This is a genomic window from Pedosphaera parvula Ellin514 (assembly GCF_000172555.1).
Classification (GTDB): domain Bacteria; phylum Verrucomicrobiota; class Verrucomicrobiia; order Limisphaerales; family Pedosphaeraceae; genus Pedosphaera.
On the sequence record NZ_ABOX02000029.1, the window covers coordinates 19,013 to 40,558 of the forward strand.

Here is a 21,546-nt window from a genome sequence, read left to right on the forward strand (position 1 = left end):
ATGCTTCAGGTCAAAAATTTGAACGTCAGTTACGGAGCCATCCACGCGCTCCACGGTATCTCCCTCGAGGTCAAACAAGGTGATATCGTCACTTTGATTGGTGCCAACGGTGCCGGCAAAACGACGACCCTGCGCGCCATCTCCGGCCTGGTCAAGGCTCAATCCGGTGAAGTGCTCTACGAAGGCAAAAGCATCACCAACATGCGCGCCCACCAGATCGTCAAACTCGGCATGTCACATGTCCCCGAGGGGCGCATGGTCTTTGCCAATTTGACCGTGCTCGAGAACCTCCAAATGGGTGCCTACCTGCGGACCGACAAGAAAGCCATTCAGAACGAAATGGAGTATGTCTTCTCGGTGTTTCCTCGCTTGCAGGAACGGCAGAAGCAAGTGGCTGGAACACTGTCCGGTGGCGAACAACAGATGCTTGCCATCGGCCGCGCCCTGATGAGCAAACCGAAATTTCTGATGCTCGATGAACCTTCCCTCGGCATCGCCCCGCTACTGGTAAAGACTATTTTCGAAAAGATCGTTGAGATTAACAAACAGCAGGGCATCTCCATTCTTCTGGTGGAACAAAACGCCAACCTCGCCCTCGAAATTTCCACTTACGGTTACGTGCTCGAAACCGGCCGCATCATTCTTCAGGATCAATCCTCCGCCCTCCGTCAAAACCCTCAGGTCAAAAGCGCTTACCTCGGCGGAATGTAGTCCAAACCTTTCTATTCGAAGGCATAATACTTGGGCATTTGCTCAACCTTGAAAATCAAATCGCCCTCTTTTACTTTGGGCGTGAAGCCTTTTCCAAATCCGTCCATCCCTGTGATACGATGCACTGATTTGAACGGCATCTCCACGCCAACCGAATGCGCTTTAGCCGTTGTCCAGCCTACCATCTTGCAACCTCCCGAACCGTTCACACAAACCAGAACGTAATCCTTCGGGTCCATTTCGATCCGCCGCAAAATGCGATATCCCGAAAGCTCGTGCGTCAAAGTCTTCACCGCCACGTATGCCGGTTTCGGTTTTAGATCCGCCGTGACAGTCCCAAAATTATGCTCATTGTCACCCCGATCCAGCCCATCATTCTTCCAGTCATACCAGATCGACAGCGGCACTTCATTCAACATATTTACCAGTTGCTGACGCACGAGGTATTGAGCCTGCACTTCCTGAAGAACACCCGCTGTACTGGATGAGTAACCCCACTCGCCGCTGATGATCGGTAAATTCTTTTTTCCACCCGGCGCGAGACGCCCAATCATCTCACGCAGTTTCTTGTAATCCTCCGTCACCGTTTCCGGTGGAGTCCCCGGATCGCGATAGGGGTGGACGCTCACGGCATCCAAATATTCCAGCACACCCGATTTCAAAAACTCCTCCATGAATGGCCAGTCAAATCCCGACGTGGCGGGACCAATGATTTTGGCCTTCGGCACCTGCGTCCGAATGGCTTTAGCCGCCGCCAGCGCCAGCGTCAAATACTGCTTCACATCCGGCTTCGGTTTCCAAAAATAACCATTCGGCTCGTTCCAAATTTCCCAAATAACATGCTGCCCTCGAAAATGTTCCACCGCCGCTGCCGCCCAGCGCGCATACGCCGCGATACTTTTCGGATGTTGGGGCGATGCCGTTCCACGCTGTTCCTCATGCGTGATAGCGTGCAAACTACTGACCCGCTCCTCATAGAGATCGTTGGAATAATCAAGAATGTAGATCGCCCGCAGTCCATGCTTTTCGAGATTCGCGGTCAATTCCTCGTAATCACCCCAGGTATACTCACCCTTCTTCCGTTCTGTGCTTTCCCACGAGAAATCCATCCGCACGAACTTGAAACCCGCCGCCGCAATCAGATCCAAATCGTTCGTATGCTCTGTAACGAAATGGATATTGACTCCAACCCCCTCGGGAAAAATCAACTCGGGCAATTCAGCAGCAGTCGCCGCAACTGATAACAGCCCCAAAAGCGCCACCATCAATCGCAGTTTTATTTGCATTTTAAACTCGTCAATTTTTCGCCGCTCAACTCAGCCTCGTATAAGCCGCCAATCCCTGCAAGCCGCCCTCACGACCGAACCCGCTCTCTTTATAACCACCAAATGGGCTTGTCGGATCAAATTTGTTGTAGGTATTCGCCCACACCACACCGGCGCGCAGCTTGTTCACAATTTTGAAAATCTTGCTGCCCTTATCCGTCCAAACTCCCGCGCTCAATCCATACGGCGTGTTGTTCGCGCGCTCAACGGCTTCCTCCGGCGTGCGGAATGTCATCACGCTCAACACCGGTCCAAAAATCTCTTCCTGCGCCACGCGATGCGACGCCGTCACTCCGGTCAGAAAACTCGGTGGATACCAATAACCTTTCGCTGGCAACTCGCATTTCGGCTGCACCAACTCCGCGCCCTCGGCCACACCACTCTCCACCAATTCCCGAATCTTCTCCAGCTGCGGCTTCGAATTAATTGCTCCAATGTCCGTGTTCTTGTCCAGCGGATTTCCCACGCGCAACGTCTGGATGCGATCACGCAACTTCTTGATCACCGTCGGGAAAACTCCTTCCTGTACCAACAATCGCGAACCCGCACAGCAAACGTGCCCTTGATTGAAATAAATCCCCGAAATAATTCCCTCAATCGCCTGGTCGATCGGTGCGTCATCAAAAATAATATTCGCCGCCTTGCCGCCCAGTTCCAGAGTCAGCTTCTTCCTCGTTCCGGCAACCGACTTCGCAATCATCTTGCCCACTTCCGTCGACCCCGTGAACGCCAGCTTGTCGATGTCCGCATGCGCCGCGATCGCCGCACCAGTCTGACCTGCGCCAGTTACAATGTTCACCACACCTTCCGGCAATCCCGCTTCCTGGAAAATCTCGGCCAACCGCATCGCGGTAATGCTCGTCGTCTCCGCCGGCTTGAGCACAACGGTGTTGCCGCAAGCCAATGCCGGTGCAATCTTCCACGCCGCCATCAACAACGGAAAGTTCCACGGAATAATCTGCCCCACCACACCGAGCGACTGCGCGTTGCGACCCGGAAACGCATACTGCAACTTGTCCGCCCAACCAGCATGATAAAAGAAATGCGCCGCCACCAGAGGCAGATCCACGTCGCGACTCTCCTTGATTGTCTTGCCGCCATCCATCGTTTCCAGAATCGCCAACTCGCGCGACTTCTCCTGGATGATGCGTGCAATGCGATACAAATATTTCCCGCGCTCACGGCCCGTCATTTTGCCCCAGGTCTTGTCATAAGCCCGCCGCGCCGCCTTCACCGCCAAATCCACATCCTGCTCCCCAGCCAACGCAATCTCCGTCAACTTCTCTTCCGTTGCCGGATTCAGCGACTCAAAATATTTTCCCGTCGATGGCGCCACGAACTTCCCATCGATGAACAACTCATGCCTCGGCGCGATCTTGATATACTTGTTGTCCTCCGGCGCCGGCGCATATTTCCATTTCTCGCCAAAGTTCAACCTTCGCTCATTCAATGGCACCACCTTGCGATGCTCCGCAGTCTTTGCCGCCGCATCCGCCTTCGCCACCAATTGCAGCTTGCCGCGTCCGTTCGTTTTCGAAATTGCTTTTTTGGAATTTTTCACGGGAGAGAGAAATAATCGTGGCTTTGATAATTGCCATCCACAGTCTTCACAATCTGCATCAACACATCATTCACCAGCGTGCTCGCGCCGAAGCGGAACAAATCCGGCGTCAACCAATCATCACCCAAAGTCTCGCGCACCATCACCAGATACGCCAGCGCCTGCTTCGAATTCCGGATGCCACCCGCCGGCTTCATCCCAATCCGAATGCCCGTCGCATAAAAATAATCCCGGATCGCCTCCAACATCACCAACGTCACCGGCATCGTCGCCGCCGGACTCACCTTGCCCGTTGAGGTCTTGATAAAATCCCCGCCCGCCTCCATCGCAATCTGGCTCGCAATCCTCACATTATCGTAAGTCACGAGTTCGCCTGTCTCCAAAATCACCTTCAAATGCGCCGCCCCGCACGCTTCCTTCACCAGCGCAATCTCATCATAAACCTTCGCATGATCCCCCATCAGAAATGCACCGCGATCAATCACCATGTCGATCTCATCCGCCCCGTCCGCCACCGCGCGACGCGTCTCCTCCAACTTCACCTTCAACGGCACCTGCCCGCTCGGGAACCCCGTCGCCACCGACGCCACATGCACCGGCGAATTTTCGCCCAAAAACTTCCGCGCATACCGCACCATGTTTGGATACACACACACCGCCCCGCACGACGGCACCTGGTATTTCGCCTCCATCGGTTGCAGCGCCTTGCGACACAGATAAGCCACCTTCCCCGGCGTATCCTTCCCCTCCAACGTCGTCAAATCCATCATCGAGACCGCCAGCTTCAGCCCCGCCAACTTCGCGCTCGTCTTGATGCTCCGCTTCGTGAACGCCGCCGCGCGCTCTTCCACCATCACCTGATCCACCGTCGGCAACGGCAACCCGGTCTCGCACAACGATGCGCCAGCCTTCGTTAAGGCAGTTGATTTCATATATTCACCCTGACTCTTACCACCCGTGTCAACATAGTCAATCCTGCAATCGCCAAAACCGCCCATTTCCAACCCTCGGATTCGTTCAAAAAAATTTTCACCGTTATTTGGCGTTATATAGCGTTATTTACCGTTATCAGGCGTTAGGCCTTTCCATTCAAAATCGCAATTCGCCCTTCGAAATTTTCCCAGGCCGTTGTTATCTGTAATTCTGGTTCTCATTTGAAACTCCAAAAATCAAAGTTCAAAAATAAAAAAGATCTGCCGTTAACTGCCGTTAACTCGAGATTGCTCAAGTTAACTCAAGATTCCCTCCCCTTCCTCCCATCGCGTCCATTCGTTGCCCCACAAAAATGCGTCTCCCGGAATGCTGCATTCCAACTCCCGCCGCTTTGAAATTGGCTTTTCATAATTTTTTAACCGACCGTTACCGTCTATTGGCGTCCGTTACCGACCATTACCGTCCGAACTACTTACACGTATCAATCTCTCCGCCCCATACTTAACCGCCCAAATCACTTCACCCCCGCCCTCAACAACAACGGAACATTGAGTACGAATGGAGGACGATCTATTGAGCACTCGATCCTTTGTAATGGCACATTTCACATATCTCCTTTTGATATGCCCCCAAATGTATGGTTACAGAACTCCATGGTCAACCATTATTTACCATACACATGAAGGTATAAGACCACCTTGTCTCCCAATCACCATCTTTTTCTCTTCAAGTTTTCCTAATCACCCCATGATTCAAGAACGCGGCCCGGAAACCCAATCCTACCCACGTCCACCTTTTTTTCGTGTAGCAGGCGAGGTAACGAGACTCATTATTCCCTTCGCCAATCCTTTCATTGCGACCACTCGCGCACGCGGCCGATGACCCAACCCGCATCCATCGTTCACTGGGTAGCATCTCGGCGTGAGCCGGATCTGACTTTTCCCTAGCCTCCACCGCGCACGCGACCCGCAATCCGATCCCGCGCGCCAGCAATCAACTAATGGTGGAATAAAACTGGTGCCCGTGTGGAAACACCCGGAATTCTGACACCGTCAACGACTCAAACCCGCCCATCGAGCTTATCTGCGTACGCAGCCATTGATCCACATCCAACCGCCAGGCTCGTTCTATTCGGTAAGGATGCGTTGCTGCGCGCTCCCTGACAAAGCCCGCGAGCCAACCCAACCCTCACCTGTTCCCGCGCACGCGGCCAGCGATCCAAATCGAACCGCGAGGTACGTTACATTCGGTAGGGCGTTGCTGCGGAGACTGTCTCAAAACTTGAATGTGTTTTTTGGGGGGAGCGTCCAAGAAAATGATGGCTCACGCGATTGCTCCTGATTACGGACAGCAGTTTATTTTCCCTCCAGCCTTGGAAGACTGGGTGCCCAAGGATCATCCGGCCCGCTTCCTGCGCGAGTTTGTCGACCAGCTCGATTTGTCATTGCTGGGTTTCGTCATGCCTTCAGCCACCGAAGGCCGTCCGCCGTATGCGCCCAGTCTGCTGCTCAAGATCTGGCTCTATGGTTATTTTCACCGCATTCGCTCCACGCGCAAACTGGAGGCAGCCTGCCGGGAGCACTTGTCCCTGCTCTGGCTGACTGGGCTGATTCAACCTGATCACAACAGTCTCTGGCGTTTCTGGCGTGATAACCAAAGGGCATTGCGCGAGATTTTCAAGCAAACCGTGCAGGTGGCCGTGCGAGCTGGCTGCGTCGGTCTGGCGTTGCAGGCTTTGGACGGCACGAAAATCGAAGCCTGCGCCGCCGGCCCCAGCAGTTGGAGCCGCGAATATATGGAAAAACTTTTGAGCGCGCTGGACGAAGCCCTGGCCCATACCGAGCTGGCTATCGTGCAGGAGGAGCGGGCACAACCGGGCTATCGTCTGCCAGCTGGCCTGGCTCTAGCGTCAGGCGTTGCGGGAACAAATCAAAGGCGGTCTGGCGCAACTGGCCGCCGACGGGCGCGCTTACTATCATCCCGTGGAGCCTGAGGCCCGGCGCATGAAGGTGGATGGCAAAAACCGCTTTGCCTATAACGCGCAAGCCCTGGCTGATGAGAAGACGGGCGTCATCGTGGCCTGTGAGGCCACCCGGCAGGAGACGGACGTGGAACAGTTGGTGCCGATGATTGAACAAGGACGTGAAAACGTTGGCATCGCCGCGTTGAACACCCTGACCGTGGCCGACACCGGCTACGGAGCAGGAGCCGATTTGCGGGCAGCGAGTGAAAAAGGTTTAAATGTGCTGGCTCCGCCCATGGAGGGCTCCTCCACGGCGGACCAACCCTACGCCACGCGTTACTTCCACTATGACGCCAAGGAGCGGACGGTCACCTGTCCCCAGGGCAAAAAACTGGATCACGAAGGACACACCACCAACAAAGGCCAGCGCGTTGAGCGTTATCGCTGCCACTGGCGCGATTGCCCGGTGCGGGCGCAGTGCACGCGTGACCCCAAGGGACGGCAACTGGAAGTGCGGCCCCACACGCCCCAGGTGCAGGCGATGCGAGAGCGTCTTCAAGAACCACCGGCCCGGGCACTCTGGAGCCAGCGGGGCCAGATCATTGAGCGCATTTTTGCCCAGATCAAACAACATGAGGGCTTCCGTCGGTGGACTGTGTGGGGACTGGCAGCAGTAAAAACCCAGTGGGCCATGCTGTGCGCAACCCTCAACCTGCGGGTGCTCTATCAAACCTGGCGGACAAAAAGGGGAACCCGGCCGGTGGGTGCACAAATGGCGGCTCGGCTGATGCGGCAACGCAAAAAGTGGGGCTTCGCACTCACAACCGCTACCCGGCATATGGCAGGACGAAGATCGCCGTTAGCGTCTTCTACTTTCTTCGCCCGCTCCAACTCGAATCAAGCCTGTGCTAGCTAAAAACTTTTGAGACAGTCTCAGCGCCGACGCCCTGACCTCCCTCGCGATCCAATCCAATTCATCGTGGTCAACGCGTAGGCGACCCAAGACTCGAGTCAACAAAACCCGCACATTTGTATCCCTCAAGATCCTTCAATCCACGCACGCGCCCGACGACCCAACCCATCCGAAATCCCTCATCAAAAAAGGACAAATTCCAACCCTTTTATCTTCTCACCGCCACTCTTTTCGGCTACCATTTCCGCCATCAAATTAACGGCGGTTTTACATATAAAAAAGGGCGGTAATCCATGGCTCAATACGACAGCAGCCACATCGCAAAAATGACATTTAAGGAAGGCGTCCGTAAACGCCCCGGCATGTATTTCGGCCTTAACGGCCCCGCAGCCATCCCTTACATGTTGCGTTATATTATCAACGGCGTTCTCGACACCACACCAGATACCTTCACTGGGCCGATTCGCATCACCATTAACTCCGGCACCATCATCACGGATTGCCCCAGTCTGAGCGCACCCCTCTTTCCACCCGCGGAACTGGAGCAATGGTTTAAACTCGGAAGCGATATGAAGCCTTACCATCAATCATATGCTTCCTTTGTAGCCGCAGCCTCCGACCTCTTCACCCTCGAAAGCTGCGACGGCACCCAACGAGCCCGCTACGAAGATCACGACGATGCTCCTATCACAAGAATCCTTTCCCCCGCCACCAGCCCACCCTTTCTGCGCATAACCTTCCGTCCATTCGCGCCAGTTTTCGGCACCATCACCACCGCAGAACTCTGTAAAATCTCCGGCATGCTGCGCGATTTCAGCCTACTCCAGGCTGGCCTCGCCACCTCCAACCGAGCCGACCTCCTCCAACACGAAATTCACCACTACTATCAGGATGGACTCATCAACTTTCTCTTTGAAGCAGATTACCTCCATCATCCCCATCCTCCATCACACCCCGACCCCCTTAGCTTCAAAGCCACCGAAAACAAAATGACCGTCGAAGGCCATCTCCGCTTCACCAATGGCTACACGCATCAAGTCCGCACTTGGGTAAATCGTCAATCGACCGAAAGCGGCACACACCTGGAAGGCTTGGGCCTCGCTCTCTCCGGGATTTTCCCCAATCCATCGCGCGATTTCCGCGACATGGCAATCAATACGAATTTTGCGAATTATCGCAACAAGACCAAAGTCATCGTCCCCCACGCTATGATCGCCGCTCTCCACCTACGTCTGCCCGAACCTCACTTTTCCGGTGCCACGAGATACAACCTCAGCAACCCCGAAGCCCGCGACTTCGTCCACCGCGCCGCCGCCGCTACCCTCAAACAACAATGGCAAGCCCTCGACCGCTAATCTTCTTCGTAGCCGCTGAGGAAAGGAAGCGGATCAATTCTCATTCGCTGTCCAAATTCCAAGTCCCTCCCTCCATCAAATCGCGCAGCGTCCACAATTCAGATCCAACCTCCAGTCCCGTTCCCTCCTGAAACTATCGAGGCAACGAGATTCATCCCTTTCCGGGAACAACCCGCTCAAACGCGCACGCGACCCAAACTCCAATCCAACCCACGACCACCTTATTTACGTAGGTGTCGAGGTGACGAGACTCATACTTCCCTTCATGATGCAATCTATGGCTGCGACCCTACTCAGGTCCTCCGTGTCCTCCGCCGCGCTTGTAAGCCTGAGATGGTTTAAACGTCCAAAACAACAGAGCTTTGGATTTGCACTTTTCCCATTAACCCAGCAGGATAGCGGCATGGAATTTTTAACCTTTTTACCCATGGCCATGATCCTTCTTTATGGCGTTGCGGCTTTGTTACTAATCGCAATGGCCGTCATCTGGACTTACTGGGGAATCCAACTCCTCAAGGCATTGATCAGAGCTTTGGACCGTTGGCAGACCCGCCCTCCAACTACAAGCAACCTAACTCCCCCTTCGTAGACTACTAATCCCTGTCTCCCTCACTCGCAGTCTGCCACCCCTTGACAGTTCACGTCTTTGAATGAATGTTCATTCAATAAGTGATATTATGCCGAGATCCCAAAAACAATTTAGCGAACTGCGTGACCGCAGCCGACAGAAGATTCTGGCGTCCGCCCTGGAGCTCTTTGCAGAACAAGGGTTTGGATCGACCCAGGTTTCGGCGATAGCCCGCAAAGCGGGCGTTGCCGCCGGCCTGCTCTACAATTATTTCGACGGAAAGGAGGACCTGTTGAAAACCATTGTTCGGAGCGCGCAGGACGATGTCTCTGCACTCGTCGATGAAATTTTGGAAAAGCCCGAAACACGCGACCTGGAAACTTTCGCCGATTCGGCCCTCTTGTCGATGCAGAGCCATCAAAAAAACTGGCGTGTGCTCATGCGGGTGATGCTGCAACCGGAAGCCCGAAAGGTGGCCCGGGGAGCAGAAGGCGGGTTCGAAAAGCACCTGGCACGCGCGGTCAAAAGTCTAAGACCCAAAACAGGAGGCAAACCAGGATTCACCGATAAGGAAATCACCGAAATCCTCCATTCAATCATCATCGTTTACATCATAACCGAGAACATCAAACTGGCGCGCCGGCTCATCGCTTTGTTGGCCACCCGGCGATAAACCCAGTCCGGCAACCCCCTTTTCATTCATCCACAATTTGCGAATCAAATGAAACCTGTGTCTAAACTGACTCCCGGCATGACCGTGCCACCCTTTCAAGTCAAGACCCTCCACGGAAAATTGGTTCCAGTCCCCAATTCTTTAACTCGCTTCGTCCATCTGCAATTCCGGCGCTTCGCCGGCTGTCCCCTCTGCAACACCCACCTCCGCTCCTTTGTAAAGCGCGCCCAGGAACTCGAACAGGCCGGCATCCATGAGATCATATTTTTCCATTCCTCTCCCGCGCTGTTAAATAAATACGAACACGACATTCCATTCGATCTCGTTGCTGATCCTGATAAGAAATTTTACCGTCAATTCGGCGTGGAAACCTCCGCCAAGGCCCTCTTCCATCCCGCAATAATAAAAGCCCTCTTCAAAAGTTTAAAAACCGAGAAGATCGCCTTTCCCAAGGTCGAGAATGGTCGCCTGGGCTTGCCCGCAGACATTTTGATCGACAGCAACGGCCAAATCATCGCCAGCAAGTATGGCCTTCACGCCTACGACCATTGGGAGGTGAGCGAACTGCTTGAGCTGGCAAACAACAGAGCTCCCATTGGCAAATCAAGCCAGACCACAGGCAGCAACCAAAACTCCACCTGCTGCAAAGCTCACGATTGACCCAGACATGTTTGAGCGGACTATGGAAATGATCCTTTTCATCGGCATCCAAGCCACCGGCAAATCGAGCTTCTACCGCGAGCACTTCTATTACACCCACATGCGCATCAATCTCGACATGCTCAAAACCCGCACCCGCGAGCAACTCCTCGTAAAGGCCTGCCTCGAAAGCAAAACCAAATTCGTCGTCGACAACACCAATCTCACCCGTGAGGAACGCGCCCGCTACATCACGCAAGCCAAACAAGCCGGCTTCACCGTGATCGGCTACTTCTTCCAATCCCACGTCGCCGATGCCTTGCAACGCAACGGCCAACGCACCGGTGATCAACGCGTTCCTGACAAAGCCATCCATGGGGCCAGCGGCCGACTCGAACTCCCCTCGCGCAATGAAGGCTACGATCAACTTTACTTCGTCCGGCTAAACGTCGATAACACCTTCACCGCTGAAGAGTGGAAGGAATAATTTCCCCCGGTCAACCTGCTGACCAAAGAAAATCATAGGCTCGTTCTGCCCTCCTTGCCCCCATCCGTGTTCATCTGCGTCCATCTGCGGTTAGAACTCCCCGTCCCTCATGCCGCAGCAAAAAGGGCCGGGCAATTCGCCCGGCCCTTGTGAATCTATAATCTTGTTACGCCCCGCTTACGGAACCGACACGCGATAGAACTTCTTCGGTGTTCCTGCAGCAGGTGTGACTATCACACTGCCGTTGATAGGACCTTCACTCGCCCAGATGGTGCCGCTACTGAGCAGGTTGGTCGCAGACAACAGAGTGCCGGGCTGGCTCGAAGAAATGACCAGCGTGCCAGGAGTGCCACCCGCACCGACTGATACTGTTGGCGGGGCCTGCGCCTGCACGCCCAGCAGTTCCAACTCACCAAACTGCAGAGCAGCCGCCGTTGAATCATCCTTCGTGTGCTGGAAGGTGATTCGGTAGCTGGAATAAACATGGCTGTTCGCGAACAAAATTTCCTGCATGGCCGATATCGTTGGGTCGATTGGCAACGTCGAATTTCGATCTGCAGGAAGCGCCAACGCCCCTGAGGAGATGACCGTGAAACTGTTGCCATCATTCGAGCCTTCAAGCGTGTAATCTGCCGGATCGCGTTCGACATTGCCGTCAGCCGTGTAAATGCGGAGACCGCTTACCAGCGTGGTTCCGATTGACGGGGTAACTATCAAACCAACCGGGCCGCTGAACGGAGCAAATCCTGCCGGAGCACTGAACCCGCTTCCGCCATTCACGTATTTGTTGCCATATGCATCAATGGCATTGTCTGCGTTGCTCGCAGTACCCCAGAAGCCGGCTGACTGGTCACCCAACTCAATGATTGGGTCACCTATGGCCGTAACGTCAGTCAAGGTGCTGATCACCCTCAACGTCGCCACACTGCTGGTTATTGATCCGAGAGTGTTGGCGGCGATCACCCGGTAACCGATCGCATCGCTGAAGTCCACACTGTTCAGGGTGAGCGAAGTTGTCTGCGAACCGAAGACATTGGCATTGTCTGACAGGTTCAGGAAGCCGCTCCCGGACTGCTTCTGCCACTGGAAGGTTGGCGCCGGGTTGCCGCTGGCAGTGACGCTGAAGTTCGCGGACGAACCCTGGTAAGCAGTGAGCGAGTTGAGCCCGTTGGCGATGGAAGGGAACCCGGTGAGGTCCAAAACGCCGAGGAACTCTACTTCGCCAACCTGCATACTGTTGGCGCCTGCAAGGTTCTTCACGTTGTAGACCGACAATTTGTAGCTGGTGTACCCGTTCGTATTGGCAAAGTCCGCTTCCACCAAGGATTGATTCAATGGATCCAAAGCAGCACCTCCGACAGTATTGCGGGCGTCAGGCATGGTAATCACATTGGATGAAATGAGCGTGTAGGTCGATCCATCCACCGAACCTTCCAGCGTGTAATTTGCAGGATCGCGTGCGGTCGTATCGTTCGCTGCATAAAACCGCAACGACGTTACGATGGAGCGGCCTTGGGAAGGCGTTACAACCACACCCACCGGCCCCAGGAACGGACTTCCATTGTTGGCGCCAAAGTTCAAATACTTGTCGGTGGTTCCGTCAATCACTTTGGTGGGATTTTCCGCTGAGGGATAATTAAGCCCGAAACCGGTGATGGTATCCCCAGGCAGGACAATATTGGAGAGCAGCGAGAGAACCGTCAGAGTTCCTGGATTGCTGTTGACCGTACCAGCCACATTGCTCGCCACCAGCCGGTAATCAGCGCGATCGGGATAGCCAACATTACTGAGGGTCAAAGTGTCGGTGGTTGCGCCCGCCACATTTCCACCATTGCTCAGGTTTACATAGACCCCGTTGGTTCCCTTCTGCCATTGATAAGTGATCGGCGCAGTTCCCGATACGGAAGCGGAGAACACGAGGTTCGACCCTGGGAATACTTTGTAAGACGGCGGCTGAATTGCATAGATGGGGGCTACAGCTCCGGCCGCGCCGCTGACGGCGAAAACGACGGCAACAGGGCTCGTATTCGTGCCTTGATAAGTAACCACAATATTGGTCACCGGGCTCACCGTGTTAGCCAGCGAAATGTCGATGGCGAATAGCCTTGGAAAGCCGTTGTTCACATTGTCCACCGTCTTGTTGCTCACATTTACCCGGCCTTGAGCATTGAATGCAATGGGCGAAGCGGAAAACCAATCTGGCGAGACAAGGGTGTTATTTTCGGAAGATCCATCCGCATGTTGAATCGTCAAGGCGTTGGTCACCGGTCCATGACCCGCTGACGTCAGGAAGGACAACGCCGAGTAGCTCGCTGGTGAAGCAAAAGTAATGTTGGCCGTGGAGTTGCTAAAAGTCGTATAGATTGCATCGTTGCCCACATAGCTCGGCGGAAAAGTGTAACGATGATCCGCGGCAACCGCATTGGTTACGGTCCCGCCAGCAGCCGGCAATCCGGCCGATAAAGCTTGAGGAACATAACCCTTCTCGAACCAGGTGTCTCCGGTATTCAGAGTACCATTGTCCATAGTGGCCGTTGTCACACCGGCATTCGTGAGCGATCCAGTCGGCTGAGGGGCGCTTGCTTCCACTACAATATCGGCATTATAACCCGTCACGTTAATGGGATTATAATTTCCGGCAAGAGTCGTGGCACCGCTAATGGCCATGAAACAGGTATGTGCGCCAGCGGAACTGCTCACAAACGCGAGATCCACACTCGTCACGGGGCTGGTTGTGTTGGCGAGTACAATATCCTTCGCATAAAGTCTTGGATTCAAGCTGTTCGTGTTGTCATAAGAAAATGACTGCGCATTGATACGACCATTGGCCGTAAAAGCCTGGCCCGAAACGAAGAACCAGTCAGCAGAGTTGGTGTTTCCGATTTCGGTCGACCCATCCTGGTGATGAACAGTGTATTTGAATGTGCAACCACCATTGCCACCGCTCGTAAGTAACGACAGACCTGCATAGGGAGCCGGACTGGTAAAGGTGAAAGTGGCGTTGGTATAAGGAGTGGTCGAATCTATGAGTATCGCATCGTTTGCCGTGTAACTCGGCGCAAACTTAAATTGGTGATTTGCGGCTGATTCACTTGTGATCGTGGAACCTGCGGTCGGTATACCAGTGGTCGGAGCATTGGTACAATATCCCATTTCATACCAGGCATCGCCGTTATTATTAGTGCCACCATCCATGGAGGCGGTCGTGTAGCCACCAGGCACCAAAGGCACAGTGGCGGTCTTCTCCACAACCACATCCTGATTGTAGCTGCCGCTGGTGATTGTTATGGGCGAAAAGTCTGCCCGCACGGCGCTGGCAAAGGTCAACGACAATGCCAACGTTATTATTCCTGAGTTTAGGGGTATACGAGTTTGCATAGGAGTTTGTTCCTAAGGTTATGTTTGGGTCGGAGGCGAGTATCTACGAAATGCGCAAACCCCACAAGATTAAAAAAACTCACCTTTTGGAATTTTTGTAGCTAATATGTGTAACTCGGCTTCGCGCACTAACTCGACACAGCATAACTTCACCAAGTTACTTTTCTGCCTCAGCGCTCCACATAGCCCTTCTTCAACTTCTCGGCAATAAGCGACTCCATCTCGCCCCGCGCGCGGACTTCATCTGCAAAGTTCTTGCTCTGCGATTGCCCGTCGGTGCCGATCTTTCCAAACCGCACGGTGAAGGAATTACCACTCAAGGTTATCTCCCAAAATTTCTGCGAACCGCCACCCACAAATTCAAAACGCCGCGTCCTGTTGGTCGAAGCGCCGGGTTGTGCCTTTGGCGATGCTGCGGACTCCGATTTCCTTGCTCCCACCCCCACGCTTGCCGGCGCTGTATTTGACTGCGCCTTCACTTCCGCCTGAGTAACCGGCGCCGGCTCAAGCGGCAGTTCCACTTCCTTCTCTTCTGCCTCGCCTTTCAATACCCGCTCCAAACGGTTCATCACATCCTCCGGGTCCTGGTACCAATCCTTGGTCAACACCAGTGCAAACCGCCATCCAAACGCGCGCAAGATGGACGGCTGCATCAAATAGCGATCCAACAAATTCGAATTCGCATAATGCCCCTCGGTGTCCACCATGACACCGAGCTGATGCAACTCCTCCGCCTGGTTGCGCACGGCCAGGTCACATCTAAACTTTGATTGCCCCACATTCACATCCACCGCATATCCTCGTTTGCGCAATCCCTCCGCCAGGGCTGCCATCACCGCATCCCGCTTCGGCTCCGGTGCCAGCGTTTTTCGGGTCAGTGGATTCAGATTCTCCAACACCCGTCGCGCACTTCGCTCGTCGCCTTTGGACACCGCTTCCGCATACTGCAGGAAATTCTTCACGCTGTTTGCGCCATCGTTGTAATCATTCGTGATCGCAGATGTCGAATCGAACTGATCACGGCCATGTGATGCTTTGCGCGCGAAAAAATCACGTTCAACCGCTTCTCACCACCGCGTTGGTTGATCGGGCCAAAGTTCATCAGCATCTTCCCGTTCGCATCGTAACCGTAACAAATGCTCAGGATAATGATGTCGCGCTCATCGCCTTGCACATTCTCCAGGTTCTTCACGATTAATCCGCAGAACTGGTCGTTCTCCTCCCGTGTGTATTCCGCCTCCAACCGATGCGCAAAATCCGCATCCTCTTCGGCCAACCGGCTCAACGCCTCCTCTATCTCCGTCTGTTGCGCTTCCGAAAACGCCACAATCCCAATGCTCAGCTTCGTCTCTTTCTGCAACAACCCTCGCGTCAGTTCCGCAATGTAAGCCGCTTCGCCGGGGTTGCGTCGTTCGGAATAAACGCCCTTCTCCATCAAATGGAAACTAATGCTTCGCTGCAACAATGCATCGACATTCTCATTCCCCTGCTCCGCCGTGGTAACCACGAGCTCGGCCTGCCCCGACAGCACCCGCTGACGGTCCGGAATGGTAAAGAGGTTCCCGCTGTAAAATGCCGCGTTCGAAAAACTGATCAGAGGTTCATAACGGCTCCGATAATGCCACGCCAGCAAGGTTGAGGGCAGGTTCGTCGCCGATTGCGTCAGAAAGCTATCCGCATCCAGGTCCACCTCGATCTGCTCTCCCTCCTCTTCCACCATCACGGTCTCTTCTTCTCCGCGGCTCGAAGCAAAGAACGTCGTTGGTGGCAATTGCATTTCGTCACCTACCACAATCACCTGATTCGAGCGATACAACGCCGGAATTGCTTCCTCCAACGGAATCTGACTCGCCTCATCGAAAATCACGACATCGAACAACTGTGGGTCCAGCGGCAGTGCGTCGGAAACACTCAGCGGACTCATCAACCAGATCGGTTTTAAATCCTGGATGACCGCACCGGTATTTTCCGCTGCCAAATCGCGAATGGATTTGTAGCGCATCGTCTTCCCAAACTCATGTTCCAGATCCCGCCGTCCTGCAGCATAATCCTTTTTAAAAATCTTCTGTTCCGCAGTCAGTTGGGAGGCTGGCAACGAAGACACGTTCACATGTTCCAGGAACTTCCTTTTCACCGCAGCGCGAATGCAACGTGCGTTTAACCCCAACCATTCCCGGTAGTGCTTTTCCAACCGGGCCATGCGTTGTTCCAATGTGCGCCCCTCAAACCGGCTCACCGCCCGATCCTGTCGATACACAAGGTTCAGACTCTTGCCCCCCATCGCCCCTTCAAACTTGTCCACCCGCAACGGCACATGCCTCAATGCGCGGGCAAATTCCTGGGGCAATTCCGTCAGCTCGCCTAAAATCGGCAACAGTTCCGGCAGCGTGCCGGTCTGCTGACGCAGTGCAGCCAGCGTTTGAGTCAGCTCGGGAAAATCGAATTGTTCATGCTCAGCCAGTAAAAAGCCGAGTGTCTCGCTCAATTGGATAAAGTTTGCATGAATGCTGGCCAGATTCTCCACCAATTCTTTCGCATCCACTGATTCCAGCAATTTCGGTAACAACGCCCGCACGGAGGGATGGGTTAACCCTGGCGTGGCCCGCAACTCCGTCACCAGGTTCATGAATAGCTCCAGGTCGTCGGCATGCCACGCCTGCTGGGCCTGGTTTCGGCTGTTCTCGTATGCTGCCTGCGCCTGCTGAGCAGAGGCCAGTTCTTCGAGCATCTTCACCCAACTCGGCGCGACCGCATGCCTCCCAAAATCATAGCGCGCCTGCAACGTCTTCCGCAGTCGCCAAAACGCCGGTTGCAGGAAACGGAAAATCGACTTTTCAAAAGCGCGCGCCTGGGCAAGAGCATTCTGGGTATCATCTGGCGTAAGCGGCTCCTTCCAGCCAGCCACTTTCTCATGCGCGAGGGAATACGTCTGCCCCTTTTCCTGCAGTTCCGTGCCCAGTGAATTAAACGCATTGGAAGCCGGGCTGTTCGGATTCAGCAATCCCAGCAATCCACGCTCTGCCAGGGGGCGCACCTGCACGGCGAATTCCAAAATCCTCTGAATCTCTTCAATCGTGTCCCATAACTCCGCCGGCAACCGCGACATTTCCAAAGCATTCTCGACTGCATCCAACAGTGATTCCGCTTTCTCCAAACAGGTGCCGAGCGCTTCCAACGGCCGATCCGCATTCAAAATTCCTTTGCCCAACCAGCGTGCCGGATGCTTCGCAAAGCATGGCTCCTCCCCCAACTCTGCCAGCACCGCGCCCAGCCGGTTGACCAGGTCGCCATGCTCGAGCCAAAGCGGATACTCCGGTAATTGTTCCTCCAATGCCGGTGACAATGCCGAATAACGTCCGCAAATTTCCACCAATCGGTGCAGCAGTAAGCGTAGCGGTACTCCCGCGCACGCCGGCGTCTCCAGCATGGCATCCGAAAATCGTTTCAGGTTCGTCAAATCCTGCTCCATCGCCTGCAAAGTGGCGGCCAACGCTTTCTCCCCACCATCCTCGTCCGCCTGGCTGAGAAACTTCTCGTAAGTCTGCTTCAGATTTTGGATGAACTCTTTCTTGTCGGCTTGCGAATCGTGAATCAAACAGCACAGTTCATCCAAGCCCTGTTGTCGCAACCGATGAAACACAACGTCAATGGCCGCCCGCTTTTCGCAGACGAACAGCACTCGTTTCCCGCGCGCCACGTAATCGGCAATGAGGTTGGTAATGGTCTGCGATTTCCCCGTGCCCGGCGGGCCTTGAATGATGTAACTCCGCCCCGTGCGCGCCAGCGCAATGGCCGACGCCTGGGTTGCGTCACAGGAAATGATCAGATGCTGGTCGCGCAATTCCAGCGGTGGCGCAGTTTCTTCGGCTGGCTTGGGTGAGAGCGAAAAGATGGTGTCGAACGCGCCACTCGCCATGTCCGTTTCGATGAGGTTCGTGAAATCGCTCACCAGCGTCATCTTGCGATAATTGAAATTTCCAAGGGTAATGCTGCAGAGATCAAAGTCCCACGAGTACGGATTCTGGTTCTCCCCACCCCGCAGGGAAAACATCTGCCGCTCGGTTTCCAACACTTTGCCGCTTTCCGGCGCTGGCTCCGGGTCCACGATGTGTGGCAGGCGTGGTTGGGGCGGTGCTCCCACGACATCCCGCAACGGCGCCGGGGTGGGCTTTACCTTTTGCTGAAATATTTGCAAGCCCAACGGCCGAAAGTTTTCCCGTTCGTAACTATAATCGCCCGGGCCGTGATTCCGGGTTGGACGAGCGCGCAGCTTCATTCGGCGACGATACTGGTCCACCCGCTGCCGCGCCTTTTCATGGATTAATTCAATCTGCGGTTTCTCGATTTTATTGAGTGTCACTCCCGGCTCGCTCGCCCGGATGCGTGCCTGCAGCATTTCATGAAATTGATCCAGCGATGTCTCGCGCAAATCCACGGACTCCGGCAGATCGAGATTATAAAGTTCCTTGAGATGATGCCGGAGTGCAGGATTGACCTCCGCCACGCTCGAGGTTGGATCGAGCACATAATTGTCCCGCACCCCTTTCTTCTTCTTCAACTCCACCGGTAACAAAAGCAGTGGCGAGTGAATGCGCTCGTTCGCAGCTTCCTTGAGATTATTCCACCGCAGGAAACAAATGACCAACCGCAGTTGCGCAAAGCCGTACTCCGCCCGGTCGCGCCGGGCCTCGCTGATGATTTTGTCGAGCACGCCGGGAATGTAGGGCGCATCCTCAAACCGCAGGTATTTTCCCAGTGACATTGGCGCACCTTCGGCCACTGTCGTCGCCAAATCCTTGTGCCAGACAAAAAGCTGTTCCAGCTTGATATTCCGATAATCCAGCAGCAACGGCACCGATGCAATGGTCAGGTTTAATGTGTGCAGCGTCGGCTTGAAATGAATGAGCCGATTGCGCCGCGAAATCTCAAACAAACGGTCACGCAAGTGCGCCTGAATCAACTTTCGCTTACCCTGGAGCGGCGATTCCTTGAACCCTTTGATTCGGCTCAGATCGATTTCACCAGGCTGCTCGCGATGATTCGTGAGCCGATGGATCAATTGCGGCAGATCCTGCGCCCGCTTGTGCCGGTTCAGTTCCGTCATCTGCACAATGACAGAGGCCATCACCGGATGGAGCCTCTTATTGACTGAGAACAAATTCTCCCGGCTGCTGGCAAAAATCTCCAGGTCATCCACATCCGTAAAGTCCAGCCCGCATGCGAAGCTGGCCAGTATCAAACCCAGGGAAAAAATATCCGTGAGTTCATCGTGATGACCAACTGCATGTTCCCAGCTTGCGTAATCCGGCAGGTAAACCGGTTTGGCAAGTTCCTCACCCAATCGCCCCACGCTAAGATTCGAAATATTGAGTGAAGCCGCATCGATGTCCGATACTCGTCGCGACTCGCCCACGACCTCCACTGCATGACTCACCTTAACCTGCAAATCGGCAATTCTGCTCAATGCCTTTTCCGGAGCAACCGCCTTGGCCTCATCGAAAGTCAGCTGTCCCTCCGTCGTCATCCGCAGATCGTGCACCCCTTTCAGAGGCGCCACTTTCCCTGCCTGATGAATGCTCAACGTCTGCCGCATCAAGGGCAACACCACCGCCAGGACATCATCCGTTTCAAATCCACCGCGTTCGATTCCAGTCCTCAGGAACTGGAGAAATGAATTTTCTTCGCTGTTCATGGTTGCACCTCGGCTTTAGCCAGCATTTCCGGCGCTTTTTCCTTCAGGCGTTTCAAATCGCGAGCTTTGATCTTCAACTCCTTTGCCACGCTCTTCTCAAACAGGCTCTCAAGCGAAAGCAGTTTCGCCATTTCCAGGGCTGCCGCCAATGGCATCTCCTCCAGCTCCGGGTCCGCCACTACGAAATCCAGCAGCAGGTAACAAAGATATTCCCTCAGCTTCGCATCGGAGGATTTCAGTTCCGCCATGACTTCGGCATCGTCGGCCTGGGCTGGTTGGAAGTCTTCGAAGAATAGTTTTGCATGCCCCAGTACGGCCTGGGTCTGAAACCACTTGGGTCGGAGAAAAATTGCCAGCAAGCGCCTGGTCAAAATGGTCCATCGTTTTTGTCCCACCAGATCCAGTTCGTCCAGTTCAGCCGCACCTTCAATCATGGCGCTGATTGGGCCCGTTGATTCCGGGTGCTGCTCCGCCCAAAGGGCCAGTGCCCGCGCCCGGATAAATGTCTCGGGATGTGACATCTCCGCAGTCTTCGCCCTGGTTTTCTCAAAGACTTCTTCGGCCTGCTTCAGGTAACTCGTTGCGCTGACGTGTTGCAGCCCGGTCTGGATTTTTACCAGGCCTGACACTACTTCGTCCAATTTGCCTGTCACACAAAATGAACCGCGATCGCAGAAAATTTCTGTGTAGAGCTGAAACCACCTGGCACTCTGCACGTGGCTTCCGGCGGCCCGAGGGTCATTTGCAATGGCCTGCAACATCCGATCGGCAATCAGAAATTCACCCTCATCGCATTGCCAAAGATGATAATGCGCCAACTCATGACCCAGAACCGACCTTAATTCGTCAGGCGACAACAACGAGAACACCGGTCCGGAGAAAACCAGGTGTCCCTCGCCCGGAATATAGTACAGGGTCGCGTTAAGTTGATTGGAGTTCTGCGCCTGATAAATGGTGATGGGTATATTTAATTGCAGCCGCTGTTTTGCCTCCTCCGCCGCCGCGTACAGGTCCGCGTGATTCGCTGGATCAAGTCGATAAGTCGCTTTCAACAGCTCAAGGAGGAGATGTTCGGTATAATCCGCCTTGGCCTGCGCGGAGGCGAACCAATTCCACAAATCACGTTCCTGCGACTTAAGGTAATCCCTCAGTTCGACGTGATACGGCAAAGGCTTTAGATTCTGACCTGGATTCTCCATCGCCATTTTATCAGTTTCGCAGAAATTAGAACCTATTTGAGCCATAAGGTCAAAAACTAACCAAAGCTCATCAGCAAGTAGCCTGCCAATTTGCCTGGTTTAAATTCAAAGTATCAGCACAAAAACGACCGTTTGATGACGAAACTGCC

General features: G+C 54.3%; 14 protein-coding genes. 7 read left to right on the plus strand and 7 right to left on the minus strand.

Annotated features, from left to right (window positions below; genetic code table 11):
* Entirely contained in the window at nucleotides 1-711 is a 711-nt protein-coding gene (locus CFLAV_RS19915) for an ABC transporter ATP-binding protein (RefSeq protein WP_007416616.1), read from the plus strand.
* A gap of 11 nt (nucleotides 712-722) precedes the next feature.
* Here CFLAV_RS19915 and CFLAV_RS19920 read toward each other — a convergent pair whose 3' ends face one another.
* From CFLAV_RS19920 to deoC, 3 genes are all read right to left on the minus strand, one after another.
* On the minus strand, nucleotides 723-1,997 hold the full coding sequence (locus CFLAV_RS19920; protein ID WP_007416617.1) for a cellulase family glycosylhydrolase: 1,275 nt from the start codon (nucleotides 1,995-1,997) through the stop codon (nucleotides 723-725).
* A gap of 25 nt (nucleotides 1,998-2,022) precedes the next feature.
* Nucleotides 2,023-3,471, minus strand: coding sequence for an aldehyde dehydrogenase family protein (locus CFLAV_RS19925; RefSeq protein ID WP_050785880.1), 1,449 nt, complete (start codon nucleotides 3,469-3,471; stop codon nucleotides 2,023-2,025).
* Nucleotides 3,472-3,593: 122 nt separating this feature from the next.
* Nucleotides 3,594-4,529 (minus strand): deoxyribose-phosphate aldolase, encoded by a 936-nt coding sequence (deoC, locus tag CFLAV_RS19930; protein ID WP_040549558.1) that lies wholly within the window; start codon nucleotides 4,527-4,529, stop codon nucleotides 3,594-3,596.
* A 1,316-nt stretch (nucleotides 4,530-5,845) separates the two neighbouring features.
* Between deoC and CFLAV_RS19935 the strand changes: the two genes are divergently transcribed.
* The 6 genes from CFLAV_RS19935 to CFLAV_RS19965 all read left to right on the plus strand — a co-directional run bounded on the left by CFLAV_RS19935 (nucleotide 5,846) and on the right by CFLAV_RS19965 (nucleotide 11,128).
* The gene (locus tag CFLAV_RS19935) at nucleotides 5,846-6,523 is read left to right on the plus strand and encodes a transposase (RefSeq protein WP_160164533.1); all 678 of its coding nucleotides are present in this window, start codon (nucleotides 5,846-5,848) and stop codon (nucleotides 6,521-6,523) included.
* On the plus strand, nucleotides 6,447-7,409 hold the full coding sequence (locus CFLAV_RS19940) for a transposase (protein WP_150107512.1): 963 nt from the start codon (nucleotides 6,447-6,449) through the stop codon (nucleotides 7,407-7,409). The genes CFLAV_RS19935 and CFLAV_RS19940 overlap by 77 nt, the downstream gene beginning before the upstream one ends.
* Nucleotides 7,410-7,699: 290 nt before the next feature.
* Nucleotides 7,700-8,761, plus strand: coding sequence for a topoisomerase IV subunit A (locus CFLAV_RS19945; protein ID WP_007416620.1), 1,062 nt, complete (start codon nucleotides 7,700-7,702; stop codon nucleotides 8,759-8,761).
* A 677-nt stretch (nucleotides 8,762-9,438) separates the two neighbouring features.
* Complete coding sequence (locus CFLAV_RS32750) at nucleotides 9,439-10,002, plus strand: TetR/AcrR family transcriptional regulator (protein WP_050785869.1); 564 nt, start codon at nucleotides 9,439-9,441, stop codon at nucleotides 10,000-10,002.
* Between the two features lie 48 nt (nucleotides 10,003-10,050).
* Nucleotides 10,051-10,662 (plus strand): peroxiredoxin-like family protein, encoded by a 612-nt coding sequence (locus CFLAV_RS19960; protein WP_007416623.1) that lies wholly within the window; start codon nucleotides 10,051-10,053, stop codon nucleotides 10,660-10,662.
* A gap of 22 nt (nucleotides 10,663-10,684) precedes the next feature.
* Nucleotides 10,685-11,128: an AAA family ATPase gene (locus CFLAV_RS19965; RefSeq protein ID WP_040549543.1), complete on the plus strand. Its 444-nt coding sequence runs from the start codon at nucleotides 10,685-10,687 to the stop codon at nucleotides 11,126-11,128.
* A gap of 177 nt (nucleotides 11,129-11,305) precedes the next feature.
* Here CFLAV_RS19965 and CFLAV_RS19970 read toward each other — a convergent pair whose 3' ends face one another.
* The 4 genes from CFLAV_RS19970 to CFLAV_RS19980 form a co-directional block, all read right to left on the minus strand.
* The gene (locus CFLAV_RS19970; protein ID WP_007416625.1) at nucleotides 11,306-14,506 is read right to left on the minus strand and encodes an immunoglobulin domain-containing protein; all 3,201 of its coding nucleotides are present in this window, start codon (nucleotides 14,504-14,506) and stop codon (nucleotides 11,306-11,308) included.
* A gap of 170 nt (nucleotides 14,507-14,676) precedes the next feature.
* Complete coding sequence (locus tag CFLAV_RS36165) at nucleotides 14,677-15,468, minus strand: WGR domain-containing protein (protein WP_007416626.1); 792 nt, start codon at nucleotides 15,466-15,468, stop codon at nucleotides 14,677-14,679.
* Nucleotides 15,465-20,198, minus strand: coding sequence for an AAA domain-containing protein (locus tag CFLAV_RS19975; RefSeq protein WP_007416627.1), 4,734 nt, complete (start codon nucleotides 20,196-20,198; stop codon nucleotides 15,465-15,467). Before CFLAV_RS19975 ends, CFLAV_RS36165 begins: the two co-directional genes overlap by 4 nt.
* Entirely contained in the window at nucleotides 20,195-21,403 is a 1,209-nt protein-coding gene (locus CFLAV_RS19980) for a M48 family metalloprotease (protein ID WP_050785871.1), read from the minus strand. The genes CFLAV_RS19975 and CFLAV_RS19980 overlap by 4 nt, the downstream gene beginning before the upstream one ends.
* Between the last annotated feature and the right edge of the window lie 143 nt (nucleotides 21,404-21,546).